At 59.2% G+C, this 20,752-nt stretch carries 16 protein-coding genes; 11 read left to right on the forward strand and 5 right to left on the reverse strand.

The window, feature by feature from the left end; genetic code table 11:
* Positions 1-2: 2 nt before the first annotated feature.
* Together JYB84_RS16755 and JYB84_RS16760 are read right to left on the reverse strand one after the other, a co-directional pair.
* Positions 3-1,301 (reverse strand): hemolysin family protein, encoded by a 1,299-nt coding sequence (locus JYB84_RS16755; RefSeq protein WP_207321146.1) that lies wholly within the window; start codon positions 1,299-1,301, stop codon positions 3-5.
* A 423-nt stretch (positions 1,302-1,724) separates the two neighbouring features.
* The gene (locus JYB84_RS16760) at positions 1,725-2,114 is read right to left on the reverse strand and encodes a YkgJ family cysteine cluster protein (protein ID WP_207321147.1); all 390 of its coding nucleotides are present in this window, start codon (positions 2,112-2,114) and stop codon (positions 1,725-1,727) included.
* Positions 2,115-2,240: 126 nt separating this feature from the next.
* Between JYB84_RS16760 and JYB84_RS16765 the strand changes: the two genes are divergently transcribed.
* Positions 2,241-3,083 (forward strand): GGDEF domain-containing protein, encoded by an 843-nt coding sequence (locus JYB84_RS16765; RefSeq protein WP_207321148.1) that lies wholly within the window; start codon positions 2,241-2,243, stop codon positions 3,081-3,083.
* Here JYB84_RS16765 and JYB84_RS16770 read toward each other — a convergent pair.
* Entirely contained in the window at positions 3,080-4,873 is a 1,794-nt protein-coding gene (locus JYB84_RS16770) for a diguanylate cyclase domain-containing protein (protein ID WP_207321149.1), read from the reverse strand. The two genes, JYB84_RS16765 and JYB84_RS16770, sit on opposite strands and share 4 nt — an antisense overlap.
* Positions 4,870-5,868, reverse strand: a complete 999-nt coding sequence (locus JYB84_RS16775; protein WP_207321150.1) for an ABC transporter substrate-binding protein — start codon at positions 5,866-5,868, stop codon at positions 4,870-4,872. The genes JYB84_RS16770 and JYB84_RS16775 overlap by 4 nt, the downstream gene beginning before the upstream one ends.
* Positions 5,869-5,957: 89 nt before the next feature.
* Here JYB84_RS16775 and JYB84_RS16780 point away from each other — a divergent pair, with 89 nt between their 5' ends.
* From JYB84_RS16780 to JYB84_RS16805, 6 genes are all read left to right on the forward strand, one after another.
* Positions 5,958-7,478, forward strand: coding sequence for a YifB family Mg chelatase-like AAA ATPase (locus tag JYB84_RS16780; protein ID WP_207321151.1), 1,521 nt, complete (start codon positions 5,958-5,960; stop codon positions 7,476-7,478).
* 170 nt (positions 7,479-7,648) lie between these two features.
* Positions 7,649-10,342, forward strand: coding sequence for a cytochrome c peroxidase (locus tag JYB84_RS16785; RefSeq protein WP_228290820.1), 2,694 nt, complete (start codon positions 7,649-7,651; stop codon positions 10,340-10,342).
* A 13-nt stretch (positions 10,343-10,355) separates the two neighbouring features.
* A complete protein-coding gene (locus tag JYB84_RS16790; RefSeq protein WP_207321152.1) occupies positions 10,356-10,883 on the forward strand; it encodes an O-acetyl-ADP-ribose deacetylase in 528 nt (175 codons plus the stop codon).
* 210 nt (positions 10,884-11,093) lie between these two features.
* On the forward strand, positions 11,094-12,197 hold the full coding sequence (locus tag JYB84_RS16795; RefSeq protein WP_207321153.1) for a hypothetical protein: 1,104 nt from the start codon (positions 11,094-11,096) through the stop codon (positions 12,195-12,197).
* Between the two features lie 134 nt (positions 12,198-12,331).
* On the forward strand, positions 12,332-13,237 hold the full coding sequence (locus JYB84_RS16800) for an acyltransferase (RefSeq protein WP_207321154.1): 906 nt from the start codon (positions 12,332-12,334) through the stop codon (positions 13,235-13,237).
* The gene (locus JYB84_RS16805; protein ID WP_207321155.1) at positions 13,230-14,168 is read left to right on the forward strand and encodes an acyltransferase; all 939 of its coding nucleotides are present in this window, start codon (positions 13,230-13,232) and stop codon (positions 14,166-14,168) included. The genes JYB84_RS16800 and JYB84_RS16805 overlap by 8 nt, the downstream gene beginning before the upstream one ends.
* A gap of 100 nt (positions 14,169-14,268) precedes the next feature.
* Here the strand turns inward: JYB84_RS16805 and JYB84_RS16810 are convergent, their stop codons facing one another.
* Entirely contained in the window at positions 14,269-14,733 is a 465-nt protein-coding gene (locus JYB84_RS16810; protein ID WP_207321156.1) for a DUF523 domain-containing protein, read from the reverse strand.
* A gap of 299 nt (positions 14,734-15,032) precedes the next feature.
* Here JYB84_RS16810 and JYB84_RS16815 point away from each other — a divergent pair, with 299 nt between their 5' ends.
* The 4 genes from JYB84_RS16815 (at position 15,033) to acnD (ending at position 20,585) form a co-directional block, all read left to right on the forward strand.
* Entirely contained in the window at positions 15,033-15,785 is a 753-nt protein-coding gene (locus JYB84_RS16815) for a GntR family transcriptional regulator (RefSeq protein WP_228290821.1), read from the forward strand.
* Positions 15,782-16,660, forward strand: coding sequence for a methylisocitrate lyase (prpB, locus tag JYB84_RS16820; RefSeq protein WP_207321158.1), 879 nt, complete (start codon positions 15,782-15,784; stop codon positions 16,658-16,660). The genes JYB84_RS16815 and prpB overlap by 4 nt, the downstream gene beginning before the upstream one ends.
* 115 nt (positions 16,661-16,775) lie before the next feature.
* A complete protein-coding gene (gene prpC / locus JYB84_RS16825) occupies positions 16,776-17,909 on the forward strand; it encodes a bifunctional 2-methylcitrate synthase/citrate synthase (protein ID WP_207321159.1) in 1,134 nt (377 codons plus the stop codon).
* A 72-nt stretch (positions 17,910-17,981) separates the two neighbouring features.
* The gene (gene acnD, locus JYB84_RS16830; RefSeq protein WP_207321160.1) at positions 17,982-20,585 is read left to right on the forward strand and encodes a Fe/S-dependent 2-methylisocitrate dehydratase AcnD; all 2,604 of its coding nucleotides are present in this window, start codon (positions 17,982-17,984) and stop codon (positions 20,583-20,585) included.
* Positions 20,586-20,752: the final 167 nt, after the last annotated feature.

Genomic DNA, 20,752 nt, shown 5'->3' on the forward strand with positions numbered 1-20,752 from the left:
GCTTAATCCTCGACCGGCTCGATGCGAGTTACCAGCAGCTGGTCGACCTTGTAGGAGTCTATGTCGACCACCTCAAACTTGTAGCCGTTATAGACCACGAAGTCGGTACGCTTGGGGATCTTGCGCAGCATGTACATCATGAAGCCGGCTATGGTCTCGTAGTTCTGACTGTTGGGGAAATGGTCTATGTTGAAGGCCCGCATCACGTCTGTGATTGGCGTGACCCCGTCCACCAGCCAGGAGGAGGCGTCGCGGGCCACTATCTGCTCTTCCCCTTCCGCCAGCACCCAGGTACCCATCACGGCGCTTTGCAGATCGTTGGTGGTCACTATCCCCACCACCAGGGCGTATTCGTTCATCACCACGGCAAAATCGGCGCGGTTGTTCTTGAAGTAATCCAGGGCCTCGGACAGGCTCAGGGTGTCGGGAATGATGGGGCAGGAATGCACCAGGGAAGTATCCTTAAGGCTCATGCTCTGACCGTTGATCACCCGGATCAGCAGCTCCTTGGCATCCACATAACCCTTGATGGCATCCAGCTGACCATCACAGACCAGAAACTTGTTGTGGGGATCGTTGGCTATCTTCTGCTTGATGTCGTCCTCTGAATCGCTGAGCAGGAAGTACACCAGGCTCTCCCGGGCCGTCATGGCGGAGGTTACGGGCACAGTCTGCATCTCGAACACGTTTTCCATCATCTGCTGCTCGCCCTTGTCGAGCACCCCGGCCTCGGCTCCGGCATCCATCACGGCGTAAATATCATCGGAGGTGATTTCATCGTTGCGCACCGTCGGGATCTGCAGCAGACGGAACAGACCATTGGCCAGGCTGTTGAACAGCCATACCAGGGGCCGCAGCACAGTGATACAAAACGCGATGGGCGTCACCAAAGTCACGGCCACTCTTTCCGGCAGGGCCATGGCGATGCGCTTGGGCATCAGATCCGCCAGCAAAATAAACAAGCTGGTCACCAGCAGGAAGGACAGCAGGAAGCTCAGCTGATTGACCCAGACCGCCGACACCCAGGGGGTCAGCAGCTTGTTGATATGGGGCGTGAAGGCCGACTCACCGACGATACCGCCCATGATGGCCACGGCATTGAGGCCAATCTGCACCACGGTGAAAAAACTGCCCGGGTGGGCCTGCAGCGCCAGCACCCGCTCGGCCCTGGCGTCGCCCTCGTCGGCCATTTGCCGCAGGCGGATTTTGCGCGACGCCGCCAGGGCAATCTCGGACATGGAAAAGAAACTGCTGACGCCAATCAGCAGCAGAATAATCACAGCGTTATCGAAAAAGCTCATGTTTCACCTTGCCAAAGCCCCGGGCCCTCCCGGGGCGTGTGCCCATCCGGCCGCGCCTGCAGTCTGCCCGGGAAGCATGACGCTTGTGTGTCCGGGCGGCCAAATTTTTGCCACCCGGTCATTTTGCCTGTGCCCGGGTGTAAAAAGCCAGCCCCAAGGCTCTGAGTCCTGAGGAATTATGTCTGTTTAGCCGTGGTAACAACAATAATTGAGATTGAGACCCAGCTTGTGAAGGTTGCGGTTGAGCCGTCTGAGCAGGCGCTGTTCAGAAAGTCAGAGCGAAAGCATTGAAGGCAGGCAAGCGCTCAGCTTCTGGGGCGATAGGGGCAATAATTGGGTTTGGGGCCTTTCTGGGGATGGTTGCGACTGAGCCGTCAAAGTGGGCGCTGTACTTGCGGGAACGCATTCCATCCCCGCAAGCGCTCAACCCCTGGGACGATAGGGGCAATAATTGGGTTTGGGACCTATTTGCGGATGATTACGACAGGTATCGGGGCGCTTGTCATAGATGGTGCAGCGACGGCTGTGCCTGTCCAGATACAGGCAATCATCATTGGCCATCCGCGCCAGGGTAAAGATACCGGTTTTGTGGCTGAAACTGTCTATGATGCGGGCCTTTTGCAATCTTTTGGCTATGCCCTTGAGGTCATCGGCCTCGAAGGGATCCACCAGCTCCATCCGCACCAAATCGCTGACCTTCACCTCCACCGGCAGGGTGCAACAGGTGGCATGACAATCATTGCAAAGATTTTTGCGGTACTTCTGCCAGGTGGACAGATCGTCAATATTGAATGTCATAGGGGCTTTGGCCATGGGAACTCCTGGTGCTGCGGCCGGCCATTATAATGGTCGCTTTCGGCCCTCACCAGCCCCTTGTATGCCCTTGTGCGCCGCAGAGACTATACTCAAGTCACCTGCGGCCTCCTCCCTTTGGTGGATATGAATACTCTCGCTTTTATTCTGGTGCTCGCCGGCCTGCTGGGATTGCTGTTTGCCCTGCCGCGCATCTATCAGATATGTCGGGTGCCCGAGTGCAGCCAGCAGGGCTGGTATGTGCTGCTGGCCTTGGTATGCCTGTTTGTGTTGGGCTATATCGGCTTTTTGTGGCTGCTGAGCGCCCAGAATACCGGCCAGCTGGAGATGATAGTCGCCTTTATCTTTTTTGGCGGTGGCGGCTTTGTGTTCCTGGTCAGCGAGCTGAGCGGCCAAACCATGAAGCAACTGCTGTGGACCCTGGAAGAAAAAGACTATCAGGCCAATCACGATCACCTCACCGGCCTGCCCAACCGCCACGCTTTTTATGCCGCCATTACCGCACTGTTGGCCAGCAAGCCGGGGCAATTTGCCTGCCTGATGATGGATCTTGATGATTTCAAGGTGATCAACGATACCTGCGGTCACCACGTGGGGGATTTGGTACTGGTGGAAGTGGCAGAGCGAGTCAGCAGCCATTTACCAGAGGGCGCCCTGGTGGCACGTTTGGGGGGGGATGAACTGGCCATTCTCTTGCCCAAGGGTGAAGCCGTGGATGCCATAGCCCTGGCTGAGATGCTGCAAGACTTGCTCAAGCAGGACATCATCATTGGCAGTCACAGACTGGCGGTCAGTACCAGCGTCGGCATCGCACTTTTCCCAGAGCATGGTGAGGACAAGAAATACCTGCTCAAGCATGCCGATATCGCCATGTACTATGCCAAACGCAACGACAAGCGTTGGCAAATGTACGAACCGCACCAAAAACTGCACCCGCTGCCATCCGGATCCAACTGGTCGGATACCTAATGCTCTTCCCATTCGGCGCGATTACGCCCCAGCGCCTTGGCCCGGTACAGGCAGGCATCGGCGCGGCCCATGGCATCGCGCACCGAATCCACCCCAAGTAAATTCACCACCCCCAGACTCAGGCTGACCCGACCATGGGGTGAAGCACCGTGGGGAATATTCAGCTCCCGCACGGCATCAAGCAGCCGCTGCGGCAGTTGCCGGCACACCTCGGGCGCCTGCCCGGGACAGACGGCGGCAAACTCCTCACCACCGATACGGGCCAACAGGGCATCTTCCGGCAGCGCCTGTTTCAGGGCCTGGGCCAGCCGTCTGAGCACCTCATCCCCGGCCGGATGGCCATAGCTGTCGTTGTAATGTTTGAAAAAGTCCACATCCATCATCAACAGCAGCGCCTCGGTTCCGAGCGCCTGCTCCAGACGCGCACTGAAGGGCCGCCGGTTCACCAGTCCGGTCAGTTCATCTGTGGCCGCCTGCTTCGCCAGCCGGGCATTGGCCCTGAGCAATTGCCTTTGCAATAACAGCATCTGCCCTTCCCTGCGCCTGCGGATCAGCAGGGCATTGAGGGTGGCGGCAAATTGGGTCAGCAACTGGGATTTGTCATCATTCCACTCCAGGTGGCCACTGACCTGAGCCAGGGCCAGCACCCCCACCAAAGCATCGCCGTCCATGATGGCAAATCCGGCTATTCCCCGGATCCCCAAGCTTGACAGTTCCCGATACTCTTCGGGCCAGCGCCCGGATATGGACTCCACATCTTCGATGATAATCATGCTGTTATTGGTAAATCGCCGTTTCAGACGCGCCACATCCGTCAGCTGCTCATCGGCGGATTGGGCATTGGGAATACAGGACCAAAAGGCCCGGTAGTGCAAGCGGTCATCCTCAAACTCCACCACACTGACCCGCTCCACCTGCAGCAATTCACCGATTTGTCGCACCACCTGTGCCAGCAAAGATGCAATATCGTCCACAGACACATTGAGGAAGCCGAGGGAAATCTGCGCCAACTGCCGATTGGCGTCCGTCTGCCAGCGCAACCTGGCGGTGCGCTCCTCCACTGTCTGGCTCAGCTCCTGCTGGTGCCGGGTCAGGGCCCGCTGCTGACGCCGCACCAGGGCATAATCGTGACGCATCCTCTGGTACATTCGGCTAAATGCTTGAGCCACCAAGCCTATCTCATCCCGGGATTCGGCCACTTTGGGATCCAGCCGCAGCTTGGTCAGCTCGCTCAGGTTTATCCCATCGGCAAAGTTCGCCAGCGCCTCAACCCGGCGCACTATCAGACGATTGGCCAGAGTGAGGATGATATAGATGACCAACAGCATCTTGAGGCCGTTACCCAGCACTATCACCATCACCTCACGCCCCAGTTGCAGGTAAATCTGCTGGCGGTCGAGGGCCACTGTCAGCTCGGCTATGGCTTGCTCCTGAATGCTGAGCGGGTAATGCAGCAGCAGATATCTATGCCCGGGATCGACGGGCACGCCCTGCCCAAGGTTGAGATAAACCCCGTCGCGGCTGCTGAGCTCAAGGCCACTGACCGAGGGCAAGACGCCAACCCCGGAGACCAAATCCTTGAGTAAGGGCTGGTCCACATCCCACAGGGCGTGGGACATGCTGGGCAAGAGCGAGCGGGTATACCTGTCGATATCGGCTACCGCATTGTCGAGTGCCGAATGATAATTCCACCACAGCTGGACCATGATGGTCAGCAGGGCAAACAGGCTGCTGACCCCCACTATGGTGAAGGTCATCTTTGAGCCTATGCTGTTATGGCTCCGCCTCATGATGGCGTCTCCATGGTCAATGTCAGCGCCAGCAGCGTTTGCCAATCTCTCTGCTCCAGGGCATTGAACATGGGAGTATCGGGCTCCAGCAACCAGAACAACTGCGGCAAGTCCGCGGGGTAAATACCAGTGTCCCTGTGGCGCTTCAATCTGGCGAGCGCCACGGCCGCGGTCAGCAGATGGCCTCCGGCAAGCACGCTGAGTTTACCCTGGCGCCTCAGGGCCAGAACTCTGGCCGAGGTATTGAAGCTGCTGAAAAAGATATCTTTTCCGGGTACTTTTCCCGCTTCCTGCGCGGCCCTCAAGGCGCCAAACAACATATGGTCATTGGCTGTCCACACCAGTGCCAATGCCGGATAGCGCACCAACAACACCTTGAACTGTTGATAACTGCGCTCCTCCTGCCACAGACCGTAAATAGTCTGGGTCACCGCGGCCCCCTGCTGCAGTACCGCCTCGGCGCCGCGGGTTCGCTCCACCGAGGCCGGGGTCAGCCTGTCACCGGAGATCAGCAGCGCCAGGGGGCGGGACAGTGCGGCACGCGCCAGCAAGGCTGTCGCCGTCTGCCTGCCTATGGCCTCATTGTCCGGCACCAATCCAGGCAATAGAAACCTTTGCCAATGGGGATCCTTGAGCAATTCACTGCGCTGCCCCAGGCTGATGTCGTTGAGCACAAACTGCACGTACACCGGCTTGCCATATAGAGCCTCCAACATGCTCAGGCCGGTGCTCTTTTCGTTCACCAGGATGACGTAACGGGGCAACTCCCGAGCGGCAGCCAGTCGCTGCACCTGATTGATCATCTGGAAATGATTGCGTTCGGCGTGCTCGGTCAGCAACTGCAGTTGCAGCTCAGCGGCGGCTTCCTGCAACAGGCTGTCCACATCGCCCCAAAAGCTTTCATCTGCCCGCCCCGGATTGAAAAACACCACATCCGGCGCGCACCATGCCGGCGTCATAAAGACTAAGCAACAGAACAACCAGAGTTTTTGCATACTGACCTCCCGCCTAAGAAGCATAGTGCACCACGGCGTCGAGGGCCTGCTACACTCATGCCAATGTCGACTGACAAAAGGACTTGTTAATGGGGATCGCCTGTGTTGCTACCCGGGCCAGTTTGGGCGTCGAGGCGCCGGCCGTGATGGTGGAGGTGCATTTGGGCAATGGCTTGCCCGCATTCAATCTGGTGGGCCTGCCTGAGGCCTCGGTCAAGGAAGCCCGCGAACGGGTGCGCAGCGCCCTGGTCAATGCCGGCTTCGAGTTCCCGATGCGCCGCATCACTGTCAATCTGGCGCCGGCAGACTTGCCCAAGCAAGGTGGCCGCTACGATCTGCCCATAGCCCTTGGCATACTCGCCGCCTCGGGCCAGATCCCGCTCAACAGCCTCAAGGACCGGGAGTTTGTCGGCGAGCTGGCCCTCACAGGTGAAATCCGTCCCTGCCAGGGGCTGTTGCCTGTGATCATCGCCGCCCGCCAGGCGGGTCGCAGCCTGATATTGCCCCAGGATAACCGCCTCGATGCCGAGCTGGTGGGCTATCCCCATATTCACCTGTGTTGCCAATTGCCACAGCTGACGGCCTTTCTCCATGGCCAGCAGCAGCTGCCGGGACTGAGTGTCGGCACCGAATGGCTGGATGAGGCGCCGCCACACCCGGGCCCGTGTCTCAGCGAAGTCATAGGCCAGTATCAGGCCAAACAGGCGCTGGAAATTGCCGCCGCTGGCAATCACAATTTATTGATGCTGGGTCCCCCGGGTACGGGCAAGACCATGTTGGCCAGCAGGATCATGTCGCTGCTGCCACCACTTAACTACGAGGAAGCGCTGGAGGTGGCGGCCCTGCATTCGGTGGCGGGCATGAGCATAGCGCCGCAGAAATTCCAGCAGCGGCCATTCCGAGCACCGCACCACACCAGTTCGGCCGTGTCCCTGGTGGGTGGCGGCAGTATTCCCAGACCCGGTGAAATATCCCTCGCCCACCGCGGTGTGTTGTTTCTCGACGAGTTGCCGGAATTTCCCCGCCGGGTACTGGATTGTCTGCGCGAACCCATGGAGACCGGCGAGGTGGTCATTTCCCGCGCCGCAGCCAAACTCACCTTTGCCAGCCGCTTTCAGCTCATCGCCGCCATGAACCCCAGCCCCTGTGGCAGCAGCGATGCAGACAGCCGCGCCAGCATTGAGCAGATAAACCGTTATCTGGCGCGTCTGTCGGGCCCCTTTCTCGACAGATTCGATCTGTCCATCGAGGTGCCGCGCCTGCCGCCGGGGACCTTGAGCAACCAGACAATGACCGGCGCCACTTCGGCCGAACTGGCCCAGCGGGTGCGCCGCGCCCGGGAGACCCAACTGGCCCGGGCCGGTGTGCTCAACAGTGACCTGTCCGGCAAGCAGTTGCAGCAGGCGGGCTTTACGGCCGCGGATCTGCAATTCCTGGAGCAGAGCGTCAATCGCCTCGGGCTGTCGGTGCGCAGCTTTCACCGCCTGCAGCGGGTGGCGCGCACCATAGCCGACCTGGACCAGAGTATTCAGGTGGAGCGCCGCCATCTGGCCCAGGCCCTGGGCTACCGCGCCATGGACCGATTGCTGGCGGGCTTGAGGCAACATTAATCCACCCAAGAATGTCAATTTATCTGCCGCGAAAGCCAACTTGGGTAACGCGAACGCCAACCGGGGTAAAGAGATGTAAAGCTGTGTAAACCGGGCAGCCAAGGGCAATTTCGGCGTCTAACATTCCGACAACAATGGTCGCAATCAGGTCGTATTGTTAGGTGAATATCATGAAACTAAAAATAACCGTTCAAACCCTGCTGGTTGCCCTGCCAGCGCTGACCAGCCTGGCCTCCCAGGCTGCCAATATCCCCCTGAGCCAGATGCCGGTCCCAGTTCCGGCAGACAATCCCATCACAGAATCCAAACGCCAGTTGGGCAAGATCCTGTTCTGGGACGAGCAGTTGTCCAGCGACGATACCGTCGCCTGCGGCTCCTGCCACAAGGCGGCCGCCGGCGGCGCCGATCCCAATCCCGCCGCCCATCCGGGCCCAGATGGGCTGTTTGGTACCGAGGACGACACCCTCGGTTCCCATGGCATACGTCACTATGACGCCAACCTCAACCTGGTGGCCGATGCCAGCTTTGGTTTTCAACCCCAGGTGACGGGTCGGGCTACGCCCTCCTTTATCAATGCCGCCTTTGCCAATGAGTTGTTTTGGGATGGCCGCGCCTCGGCCAGCTTCAGCGACCCCCTCAATCCGTCGCTGGAACTCTTGCCTAACCGGGCGGCGCTGGAAAGTCAGGCCGTGGGACCGATACTCAGCAGTGTTGAAATGGCGGCCAGCGATCGCAGCTGGAACGATGTCACCACCAAGCTGGCCCGGGTAACCCCGCTGGCGCTGGCGAGCAATATTCCCGCCGACATAGCCCCGGCGATCGCCGCCGGCCAGGGCTATCCCGGGTTATTTGCCGCCGCCTTTGGCGACAGCAATATTACCCCGGCCAGGATCGCCATGGCCATTGCCACCTATGAACGCACCCTGGTAGCAGATCAGACCCCTTGGGATCGCTTTATCGCCGGCGACGCAACGGCCATGACCCAGAGGCAAATTGCCGGTTGGGAATTGTTTGATGGCCAGAGCCTGTGCGGTCGCTGCCACGTGCCGCCGCTGTTCAGCGACAACCGCTTCTACAATCTCGGCCTGCGCCCGGCGGCTGAGGACATAGGCCATATGCTGGTCACGGACAACAGCCGTGATTATGGCCGCTTCAAGGTGCCGTCGCTGCGCAATCTGGGGCTCAGGCCGGCACTGATGCATGTGGGTTGGGTAACCGATGCCCGCGATGCCATCGCCTTTTATAACAGCAATGCCGATGCCGCCAATGGCATTGCCAACCGCCATCAGCAGTTTCACGAAGATCAGTCCGGTATTCCCACGACCACCCCGGGTGTCACTGTGCCCTACAGCAACCTGTCGTTGGCGTCCGGCAATGAGCGGCCCCAGGAAAACGTAGCCGATTTCCTTGCCAATGCCCTGACCGACCCCAGGGTGGCGGCCGAGACCTTCCCCTTCGACCGGCCTACTCTCGGCAGCGAGCGGCGCCACAATATGTCGTCGGCGCTGGCCTTTATGAGCTACAACATAGGCGGCGCCGATTGGCAAAGCAGCCGGGCGGAAGCCATTGCCAACGTTATCAACAGCAGCCTGGCCGATCTGGTGGCACTGCAGGAGGCCGGCGCAACCCCACTGCAACAGCTGCAGCCCTTGCTGAATTCAAGCTACGCCCTGGCCGATGTGGGCAGCAACGGCATGCCCTTGCTGTACAACAGCCAAAAGCTGCATCTGCTGCAATCCGGCAGCAGCGCTCCCGGCGACATGCTGTTCTGCACCGCAGAGCGCTTTATCAACTATGCCCTGTTCCAGGATAAGCAAAGCGGCAGCCAGTTTTTAATCTTCAACACCCACTTCTGCGCCCCGCAGGCCACTGAGCTGCCCAGCGGCTACAGCGCCGCCGAGGTCAATTTGCAGCACGCCGGAGCGCTGGCGAACTTTGTCGCCAAAATCGGTGCCAGTTGGCAAGTGCCTGCCGTGGTTGCCGGGGATCTCAATGCCACGGAAAACTCGGCCACCATGGAGTACCTGCTCGGCACTGGGCAGATTGACGGCAATCCGACCCCAGCGCCGCTGGCCGACAGCTGGAGCCAGGCCCAAGGGTCCAATCACAGTGGCGTGGACTGGCTGCTTTACCTTGAAAACGGACAACAACTGCTGGGAGCCCAACGCCTGATCAACAGCACCACGGAAGCGGCATCGGATCACTTCCCCATGACAGCCGCCCTGATATTTAACAGTAAGGTCTTTAACAGCCAGGGCAATGGCAGTGACGACACGGATGCCGATGGCGCGCCTGATGATGAAGATGCTTTTCCCTTCAATCCGGCCGAGTGGCTCGACACAGACAACGATGGCATAGGCAACAATGGCGACAGCGACGATGACAATGACGGAGTACCGGACGCAACGGATGCCTTTCCACTCAATGCCGCCGAGTGGCTCGACACAGACAACGACGGCATAGGCAACAATGGCGACAGCGACGATGACAATGACGGAGTAACGGACAACGAGGATGCCTTCCCACTCAATGCCGCCGAGTGGCTCGACACAGACAACGATGGCATAGGCAACAATGGCGACAGCGACGATGACAATGACGGAGTAACGGACAACGAGGATGCCTTCCCACTCAATGCCGCCGAGTGGCTCGACACTGACAACGATGGCATAGGCAACAATGGCGACAGTGACGATGATAACGACGGGGTACCGGACGCGACCGATGCCTTTCCCCTGGACCCGAGTCGCAGTCAGGCTGCCGGCAGCACCGGCGGCAGTGATGCATCGAGCAGCGGCGGCGCCTTCAGCCCCTGGCTGCTACTCTTGAGCTTAATTGCCACGGGACGTCGGCGACTGGAATAAGGGGAGACAGCAGATGCCGGGGATTCAGATCATCGAGGGCGACATCACTGGGGCCAGGGTCGATGCCATAGTCAATGCCGCCAACAGCCGTCTGCTGGGTGGCGGTGGTGTCGATGGCGCCATCCACAGGGCCGCAGGACCGGCACTGCTGGAGTCCTGCCGCCAGCTGCCCGAACACAATGGCATCCGCTGTCCCGTGGGCGAGGCCAGGATCACGGCGGCGGGAAAACTGGCCGCCCGCTATGTGATCCACACAGTGGGCCCCATTTACTCCGCCGATGCAGACCCTGCCGGGCATCTGGCCGCGGCCTACCGCAGCTCGCTGCGATTGGCCCTGGCCCATGGCTGTGTGAGTGTTGCCCTGCCCGCCATCTCCTGTGGCGTCTATGGCTATCCCCACCAAGACGCCGCCACCATTGCCCTTGGCGTCTGCCTGGAGCCCGAATTCAGCGCTTTGACATTGACCTTTTACCTGTTTGACCAAGAGCTGGCTGGCCTTTGGCGTCTGACCCTGGCAGATCTCGCCAAAAAGCCCGTTTGAAGCTGCTGGTAGTAGCCAAATCAACACACCCGGTCAAGGCTAAAAGATTATTTTTTAACCAACCATTAACATTAGAAACCGCTGGCTACACTTAGTCCAAGGATTGCGCAGCCTCAGGGCCTGCCTCGCTGAACAGGGACGTCGACAACACCGGCCCAAGGGCCGATATCCCACTGCTTTCAGCATGGGCACCATGCAGGCGGAACAAAAATGAACAGTTCATGCAAATACCTTCTACTCCTTGTGGCCCTGACCTGTGGCAGTGCCCTGGCAGATAAGCCAATACCAGCCAGCGTGACGGTCGGGATCAACGGCCATGCTGCCAGCAACAGTGGCGCGCCGGCAGACAATACCGGCTATGGGGTCAATATCAAGTATGCCTACACCCTCAATGCGGGCGGCGCCATCAGCGATAACTTACCCATCGAATTTTGCCTGACCGCGGAAACTGACACAGACACAACACCAGCTTCAAGTTCCAGTTGGACCTCCTTCAGCTACGATATCTCGCTGCAAAGTGCCAGCCTGCCCGGTGCCAGTGCGCCCGTGACCACAGTGGTATTCAACAATGGCGCTCTGGGCACCCTGCCGGCGTGCCAAACAATAGAGCTCAACCTCAGCACAGGTCCTCTGACCGAAGGCACCTTTGATGCCAATTTCAAAATCAATCGCAGCGAAGTTACCCAAGACGGTGACAAGCTGAAGGTGAACGACGATCATAACAACATCAAAATCGATGTCGAAGTGCTGGCCAGCGACAATAACATCAGTTGCTTTATGACAGATGGCAGCGGCCTGCTGCTTGCCGATTGCCAGGGGCAGGCGGTAACGGATTCGGCCAGTGACGCCGGGCGTTTTGCGGTTGTGACCAATAAAAAGGGGATTGGCGTCTCCACCAATCCCGGTCAGTTTTACTACAACCTGGTGCTTCACAATCCAAGTCAGGATGAGCAAAACGTTGATGTCAGTTTTGCCCTCAGTGAATTGGTCCCACAGGGCGCCCAGGCCATACACGCCGCCGTGTTCCCCCCCTCATTTTCCGGTATCACTCAGGAAAACTTCGAAACCGTCAATGCTTCCCTGCCCGGCGGCTCGGATGACCTGATTGAGGGGCTGGTGATCCCTCCCGGTTGGACCTTGTGGGTGGATTATCACCTGGAATGGTCCGGCAAGGGCGAACTTTTGGACAGCAACTGCACCAACAACTGTGCTGACGCCAACAACCTCGGGGTGCCCGTGGAAGTGACCGCCAACCTCAGCGGTGATGTCACCGGTGTCTGCAGCAGTGGTGCCTGGGGCTTTCGCAAGAAATAAACTCTGATACAAACCAGGGTATTGGGGCTGCACTGAATGAGCAGCCCCATGCTTTTGGTGCCACACCAGCTTAAGATTGAGCCCTCCGGCAACTGCGGTTAACATAGGCCTCCGAATTTCGTACGGAGGACGCAATGGGCGCCATATTGACGCTGCTGAGAGGTTGCCTGGCATTTTTATGCTACGTGGCCAATACCCTGTTCTGGTTTGTGCCTATTTTGCTGCTGGGCCTGGTGAAACTGCTGCCGATAGATGCGCTGCGCACCTCGCTGTCCCACGGCATTGATGGCTGTGCCTCCGGCTGGATCAGTGTCAACGGCTTGATTGCCCGCCTGTGGCACCCCATCAGGATCAAGGTCAGTGGCGACGCTGTGCTGGACACCAGGGAATGGTACATGGTAATCGCCAACCACCAGTCCTGGGTCGATATTCTGGTGTTGCAGGGCGTACTGAACCGCAAGATCCCCTTCCTCAAGTTCTTTCTCAAGCAGCAGCTGTTGTATGTGCCTGTGCTGGGACTGGCCTGGTGGGCGCTGGATTTTCCCTTTATGCGCCGCTACAGCACGGCGGAGCTCAAGCGCAATCCCAAACTCAGGGGCAAGGATATAGAGATCACCCGTCGCGCCTGTGCCAAGTTCAAGCACAAGCCGGTGAGTGTGATGAATTTTGTCGAGGGCACCCGCTTTCGCCCCGAAAAGCACCAGAAACAGGGCTCTCCCTTCAAACACCTGCTCAGACCCAAAGCAGGAGGCATGGCCTTTGCGCTGTCGGCCATGGGCAGCCAGATCCACAAGCTGGTGGATGTGACTATTCACTACCCCGGCAAGGTGCCCAGCTTCTGGGACTATATTTCGGGCCAGGTCTATGAAGTGCGGGTGCACATTCAGGTCACCAATATTGATGACGGTTTGCGCGGCGACTATATGAACGACCGGGCCTTCAAGCAGCAATTCCAGGAGCGCCTCAACGCCATCTGGGTCGAGAAAGACAAGATCTTCGAACAATTGGCCACACAGGAGGCAAGGCAGCAAGATGTTTAATTTTTTACCCGGCCCAGTGCTGTTTCTGCTCAGTGCCTCGCTGCTTATCATCAATACCGCCCTGTGGGGCAGCCTGGTGTGCCTCGGCGGCCTGCTGAAGCTGGTGACCCCGGGCGAAACCGGCCGTAAATGGGTGTCGGCACTGATGAACCGCTTTATGTGGGCCTGGGCCAGCTGCAATGGCGGCATACTGTTTCTGATCGCCAAGATAGAATGGGACGTGCGGGGGCTGGAAAACCTGCAGCCCGATGGCTGGTATCTGCTTATCAGCAACCACCTGAGTGGTTTTGATATCGCCGCCCAGACCTATATCCTGCGCAACCACATTCCCATGCTGAAGTTCTTTCTCAAGAAGGAACTGATCTACGTGCCCATCATGGGCCTGGGCTGCTGGGCGCTGGACATGCCCTTTATGAACCGCACCAGTCCGGAAAAACTGAAAAAGAATCCCAAGCTCAAGGGCAAGGATCTGGAAACCACCCGCAAGTCCTGCGAGAAGTTCCGCCATATTCCCACGTCCATCATCAATTACGTGGAAGGCACTCGGGTGACAGATGAGAAGCGTGCGCGACAGAATTCCCCCTACCGCCACCTGCTCAAACCCAAGGCCGGCGGCATCGCCTTCGCCCTGTCGGCCATGGGCGAGCAGTTCAATCAGCTGCTGAACATCACTTTGGTGTATCCCGACGCCCCCAAGGACATACTTATGGGTGTGATGCAGGGCAAGGTCAGCAAGGTGGTGATGCATATCGAGGCCTTGCCTGTGCCCCAGGTGGACGATAAAAGGTATTTTTCCGAGCCCGAATACCGCGCCGAGTTCCAGCGCTGGCTCAACGGCCTGTGGGAAGCCAAGGATGCACAAATCGACGCCATCATGCTTGAGCATGGCGCCCACAATGCTGAAGCGGCTGAGCACAGAAGCGCGCACTGAGGCCCGGATACCCGTTTAGCCCAGGAAAGTGGGGACAAAAAAACGCAGCCAGGCTGCGTTTTTTATTTTGGGCTTAAGCTTTGCCGGCGTCAGGGCGCGGTTAATTGCTTTCCAGGCGCGCCAGCTCGGCTGCGGCCTCATCCAGTTGCGCCTCGGTGAACACCTTGATGCCGTGGGCCTTGAGCAGGGCTGCGGTGACGCCATCGCCGTCGACAAGTTTTTTGCTGAAGCTGCCATCGTAAATTTGGCCGCTGCCACAGGAAGGGCTGCGGGCCTTGAGGATCGCCATGGCGACCTTTTCCCCCTGGGCCAGTGCCAGGGCCCACTCGGCCCCCAGGGCAAACTCCTCGCTGACATCTATACCGCCCCGGGTGATGACCCTGTCGCCGACACGCTCGGCGGCGGCCCTGGGGGTCGACAGCCCCCCGGCGCATTCAGGACACAGGGGCAACAAACGCCCCTCCCGTTGCCAGCCGAGCCAACGTTCATCCTGTAACAGATTATCACCACCGTCGTAGCGCACTTTTTCGCCCAGCAGACAGGCGCTCACCAGAATTTTCTGCATACTTAGCTGTTCAATCCAGTCCCGTACTCAATTGGGATCCAGCATAACTGCTGTTGCCGCCACAGAAAAGCATCGGCGACAAAGGACTGAAAACAACAAGGATTGTCGACAATATTGATATAGAGCAATTTTTAAATCGAATTAAGCAAACCCAATAGCGCCAGCAATAATCAATATATATCAACATATTACAAATAATTGATTTCATAATTAGACTTACGTCTACGTCAACACATTGTTGACAAAAACCCCGCCAGCAACTAACTTTTAGCCATTCAATGTCAACAATGGCAGCACAGATGTCAGTCAAAGACCTTGCCGAAATGCAGGAAAAGCCCGCCACCACCCTGGCAGATCAGGTGCTGGTCAGCATCCAGAACGCCATCATCAAGGGTGAGCTGGCCCCCGGCAGCAAGATCAATGAACAGGCACTGGCCGCCCGCTACGGCATCAGTCGCGGTCCGACCCGCGAGGCCCTGCAAACCCTGGAGCGGCAACGCCTGGTGGTACGCCTGCCACACGTGGGTGCCCGGGTCGCCCAGTTGTCGGTGGAAGAGCTCAATGACCTCTACGCCCTGCGCAGCACCCTCGAGGCCATGGCCTGCGAGCTGGCGGCCCAGAGGATCACCGACGAGCAGCTGACCCGGCTCAGAGCGTTGTTGGCATCCCAGGAAGCGGCCCTCAAGGAAGGCGACACCTATTTCCAGGAACAGGGCGACGTCGACTTCCACTACCAAATCATCCAGGCCAGCGGCAACAAACACCTGCAGGAGACCCTGATTGGTGGTCTCTACCATCTGCTGCGCATGTACCGTTACCAGTGCAGCAACCGTGCCCGCCCCGTGCGAGCCATCGCCGAACACAAACGCATAGTCGAAGCCATCGCCGCCCGCGATGGTGAGCTGGCGGCGCTGCTGATGCGCCGTCATATCGAAAAGGGCCGCCAGAATACCGAGGCGCGCCTGTTGGAACTCAAGGCCGAAGCCGAAGCATCGTTCAACGCGATGGGGCCAGGTCGCAGCAACAAACACCCAGAGGGAGAGACAGCATGACCCACAGCGCAGGAAAACGTTTCCGCGAGGCCCTGGCCCGCTCCAAGCCACTGCAAATTGTTGGCACCACCAACGCCTACTTCGCCCTGATGGCCGAACGTACCGGCTTCCAGGCCCTGTACCTGTCCGGTGCCGGTGTGGCCAACGCCTCATACGGTCTGCCGGATCTGGGCATGACCTCAATGAATGACGTGCTGATCGATGCCGGTCGCATCACCTCGGCCACCGAACTGCCACTGCTGGTGGACATAGACACAGGTTGGGGCGGCGCCTTCAACATCGCCCGCACCATCAAGGAATTTGAAAAGGTGGGTGTGGCCGCCGTGCACATGGAAGACCAGGTGTCCCAGAAGCGCTGTGGTCACAGACCCAACAAGGCCGTGGTCAGCACCGAAGAAATGGTTGACCGCATCAAGGCCGCCGTCGATGCCCGCACCGACGAGAACTTCGTGATCATGGCCCGTACCGACGCCGTGGCGGTGGAAGGTCTGGAAGCCGGTATCGAACGCGCCCAGGCTTACCTGGCGGCCGGTGCCGACATGATCTTCGCCGAGGCCCTGACCGAGCTGGATCAGTACCGCCGTTTCCGCGCCGCGGTGAATGCCCCAATACTCGCCAACATGACCGAATTCGGTCAGACCGAGCTGTTCAACAAGGAACAACTGGCCGAGGCCGGCGCCGACATGGTGCTTTATCCGCTGGGTACCTTCCGCGCCGCCAACCAGGCCGCGCTCAAGGTCATGCAGGCACTGATGAACGATGGCCACCAGCGCAATGTGCTCGACACCATGCAGACCCGCAAGGAGCTGTATGACTTCCTGAACTATCACGCCTTCGAGGACAAACTCGATCGCCTGTTCAACGAGCAGAAATAACAACAGTGAAATTACCGGTTGCGCCACGGGCGCGACCGACACCGGCCTCTGTACTCTCTACTCTGTAACTTGGCCGGACTCGAATCAAACGAATCAAAGAACGAGGGAATGCAAGATGGCAGAAACAACTGAGAAGAAACTGAGCGGCGCCGGCCTCCGTGGTCAAAGCGCAGGTGAAACCGCCCTGAGCACAGTGGGCAAGTCCGGTTCCGGCCTGACCTACCGTGGCTACGATGTGAAAGACCTGGCCGAGAACGCCAGCTTCGAGGAAGTGGCCTTCCTGATCCTTTACGGCGAACTGCCCACCGAGGCCGAACTGAGCGCCTACCGCGCCAAGCTCAAGGGCCTGCGCGGCCTGCCTCAGGCACTGAAAGAAGTGCTGGAGCGTATCCCAGCCAGCGCCCACCCCATGGACGTGCTGCGTACCGGTTGCTCCATGCTGGGTAACCTGGAGCCGGAAGAAGGTTTCGACGAGCAGTTCGACGTGGCCAACCGCATGCTGGCGGCCTTCCCCTCCATCATCTGTTACTGGTATCGCTTCAGCCACGACGGCGTGCGCATCGAAGTTGAGACAGATGACGAGCAGATCGGAGCCCACTTCCTGCACCTGCTGCACGGCAAGGCCCCTTCCGAGCTGCACGCCCGGGTAATGGACGTGTCGCTGATCCTCTATGCCGAGCATGAGTTCAACGCTTCCACCTTTACCGCCCGCGTTTGCGCCTCCACCCTGTCCGACATGCACTCCTGCGTGACCGGTGCCATTGGCTCACTGCGTGGTCCACTGCACGGTGGCGCCAACGAGGCTGCCATGGAACTCATTCAGGACATGCGCGACGAAGAGCACGCCCGCGAAGTGCTGATGGGCATGCTGGAGCGCAAGGAAAAGATCATGGGCTTCGGTCACGCCATCTACCGCGAGTCCGACCCACGCAACGCCATCATCAAGCAATGGTCCGAGAAGCTGTCCAAGGAATACGGCGATGACCGCCTGTACCGCGTTTCCGTGGCCTGTGAGTCGCTGATGTGGGAACAGAAGAAGCTGTTCTGTAACGCCGACTTCTTCCACGCCAGCGCCTATCACTTCATGGGCATACCCACCAAGCTGTTCACGCCGATCTTCGTCTGCTCACGGACCAGCGGCTGGACCGCACACGTGATGGAGCAGCGCAGCAACAACCGCATCATCCGTCCAAGCGCCGATTATGTGGGCGTGGGTCTGCGCCAGGTCACGCCGATAGCCCAGCGCTGATAGCGGCAAAAAATGACACAGGCAGGACGCTAAGGCGCCTGCCTTTTTTCCCTGTATTTTGTGGACAAGCCTATGAACACTGCACACCGCAAAAACCTGCCGGGCACGGCACTGGACTATTTTGATGTCCGGGAAGCCGTCGATGCCCTGAGCCCCGGCGCCTATGCCAAGCTGCCCTACACCTCCAAGGTACTGGCCGAAAACCTGCTGCGCCGCGCTGAGCCGGCCCAGCTGAATGCCTTCCTGGGTCAATTGATCGAGCGCAAACAGGATCTCGACTTCCCCTGGTTCCCTGCCCGCGTGGTTTGCCACGACATCCTCGGCCAGACCGCCCTGGTGGATCTCGCCGGTCTGCGTGACGCCATTGCCGCCAAGGGTGGCGATCCTGCCAAGGTAAACCCTGTGGTGCCAACCCAGCTGATCGTCGATCACTCTTTGGCGGTGGAACACGGCGGCTTCGAGAAGGATGCCTTCGAGAAGAACCGCGCCATCGAAGACAGACGCAACGACGATCGCTTCCACTTCATCAACTGGACCAAGAAAGCCTTCAAAAACGTGGATGTGATCCCCCCAGGCAACGGCATCATGCACCAGATTAACCTGGAGAAGATGTCGCCCGTGATCCAGACCAGTCTGGATGCCAATGGCAAGGGTGTGGCCTTCCCCGACACCTGCGTCGGTACCGACAGCCACACGCCACACGTGGATGCCCTGGGCGTAATCGCCATAGGTGTGGGTGGTCTGGAAGCCGAAAGCGTCATGCTCGGCCGCGCCTCCTGGATGCGCCTGCCGGACATAGTCGGCGTCAAGCTGACCGGCAAGGCCAATCCTGGCATCACAGCCACCGACATAGTGCTGGCCCTGACCGAGTTCCTGCGCAAGGAAAGGGTTGTGGGTGCCTACCTGGAGTTCTTCGGTGAAGGTGCCGCCAGCCTGACCCTGGGCGATCGTGCCACCATCTCCAACATGACCCCGGAATACGGCGCCACCGCCGCCATGTTCTATATCGACAGCCAGACCATAGACTATCTGCGTCTGACCGGCCGCGATGAGCAGCAGGTGCAACTGGTTGAAACCTATGCCAAGACCACAGGTCTGTGGGCCGACGCCATGACAGGCGCGGAATACGGCCGGGTACTGGAATTTGACCTGTCCACAGTGGTGCGCAACATGGCCGGGCCATCGAACCCACACGCCCGCCTGGCCACCAGCGATCTCGCCGCCAAGGGTATCGCCGCCAAGTGGCAACAGGTGCCCGGTGAAATGCCCGACGGCGCAGTGATCATCGCCGCCATCACCAGCTGCACCAACACCAGTAACCCCCGCAACGTGATTGCCGCCGGTCTGCTGGCCCGCAACGCGGTGCAGAAAGGTCTGGTGCGTCAGCCCTGGGTCAAGACCTCGCTGGCCCCAGGCTCCAAGACGGTAGAACTCTACCTCAAGGAAGCCGGTCTGTTGCCTTACCTGGAGCAGTTGGGCTTTGGCATTGTGGCCTTCGCCTGTACCACCTGTAACGGCATGAGTGGCGCCCTGGATCCCAAGATCCAGCAGGAAGTGATCGACCGCGACCTGTACGCTACCGCCGTACTGTCAGGTAACCGCAACTTCGATGGCCGCATCCATCCCTATGCCAAGCAGGCCTTCCTGGCCTCGCCCCCGCTGGTGGTGGCCTACGCCATAGCCGGTACAGTACGCTTCGACATTGAGAAAGACGTGCTGGGCCTGGATGCCGACGGCAAGCCCGTGACCCTCAAGGACATCTGGCCCACCGATGCCGAGATTGACGACATAGTCAAATCCAGCGTCAAGCCCGAGCAGTTCCGCAAGGTGTACGAGCCCATGTTCAACCTGACGGTGGAATACGGCAACAGCCTGAGCCCTCTGTATGACTGGCGCCCACAGAGCACCTATATCCGTCGTCCGCCCTACTGGGAAGGCGCCCTGGCAGGCGAGCGCAGCCTGAGCGGCATGCTGCCGCTGGCGGTACTGGGTGACAACATCACCACAGATCACCTGTCGCCTTCCAATGCCATTCTCGCCAGCTCAGCCGCCGGTGAGTACCTGGCCAAGATGGGCCTGCCGGAGGAAGACTTTAACTCCTACGCCACCCACAGGGGCGATCACCTGACCGCCCAGCGCGCCACCTTTGCCAACCCCAAACTGTTCAACGAAATGGTGAAGGACGAAAGCGGCAAGGTGAAGCAGGGTTCCTTGGCCCGTATCGAACCCGAGGGCAAGGTCACCCGCATGTGGGAAGCCATTGAGACCTACATGGAGCGCAAGCAGCCGCTGATCATCATCGCCGGTAAGGACTATGGTCAGGGTTCCAGCCGTGACTGGGCCGCCAAGGGCGTGCGTCTGGCCGGGGTTGAGGCCATTGTCGCCGAGGGCTTCGAGCGTATCCATCGCACCAACCTGGTGGGCATGGGCGTGCTGCCGCTGGAATTCCTGCCGGGTAACGACAGAAACAGCTATGGCATAGACGGCACCGAAAGCTTTGACGTCAAGGGTGAACGCACCCCCGGCGCCGAGCTGACTCTGGTGATCCATCGCCGTAACGGTGAAACGCTGGAAGTGCCGGTGCGCTGCCGCCTTGATACCGCCGAGGAAGTGTCCATCTATGACGCAGGCGGGGTGTTGCAGCGTTTTGCCCAGGACTTTTTAGCCAATTCATAACGCGACCTGTTGCACCCGGGTCTTTGTTGCCCGTGCTCATGTAGGAGCCCTACACTGCGCGCGGCCGCCTAAACCCGGGTCCAATATATCTGCGTCTGAAATGACCAGAGTTTTTAAAAACAGGGGCTTGACCCGACTTGGTCTTAAGGCTGCAGTCGAAACAGTCT

Source organism: Shewanella cyperi, assembly GCF_017354985.1.
GTDB lineage: Bacteria > Pseudomonadota > Gammaproteobacteria > Enterobacterales > Shewanellaceae > Shewanella > Shewanella cyperi.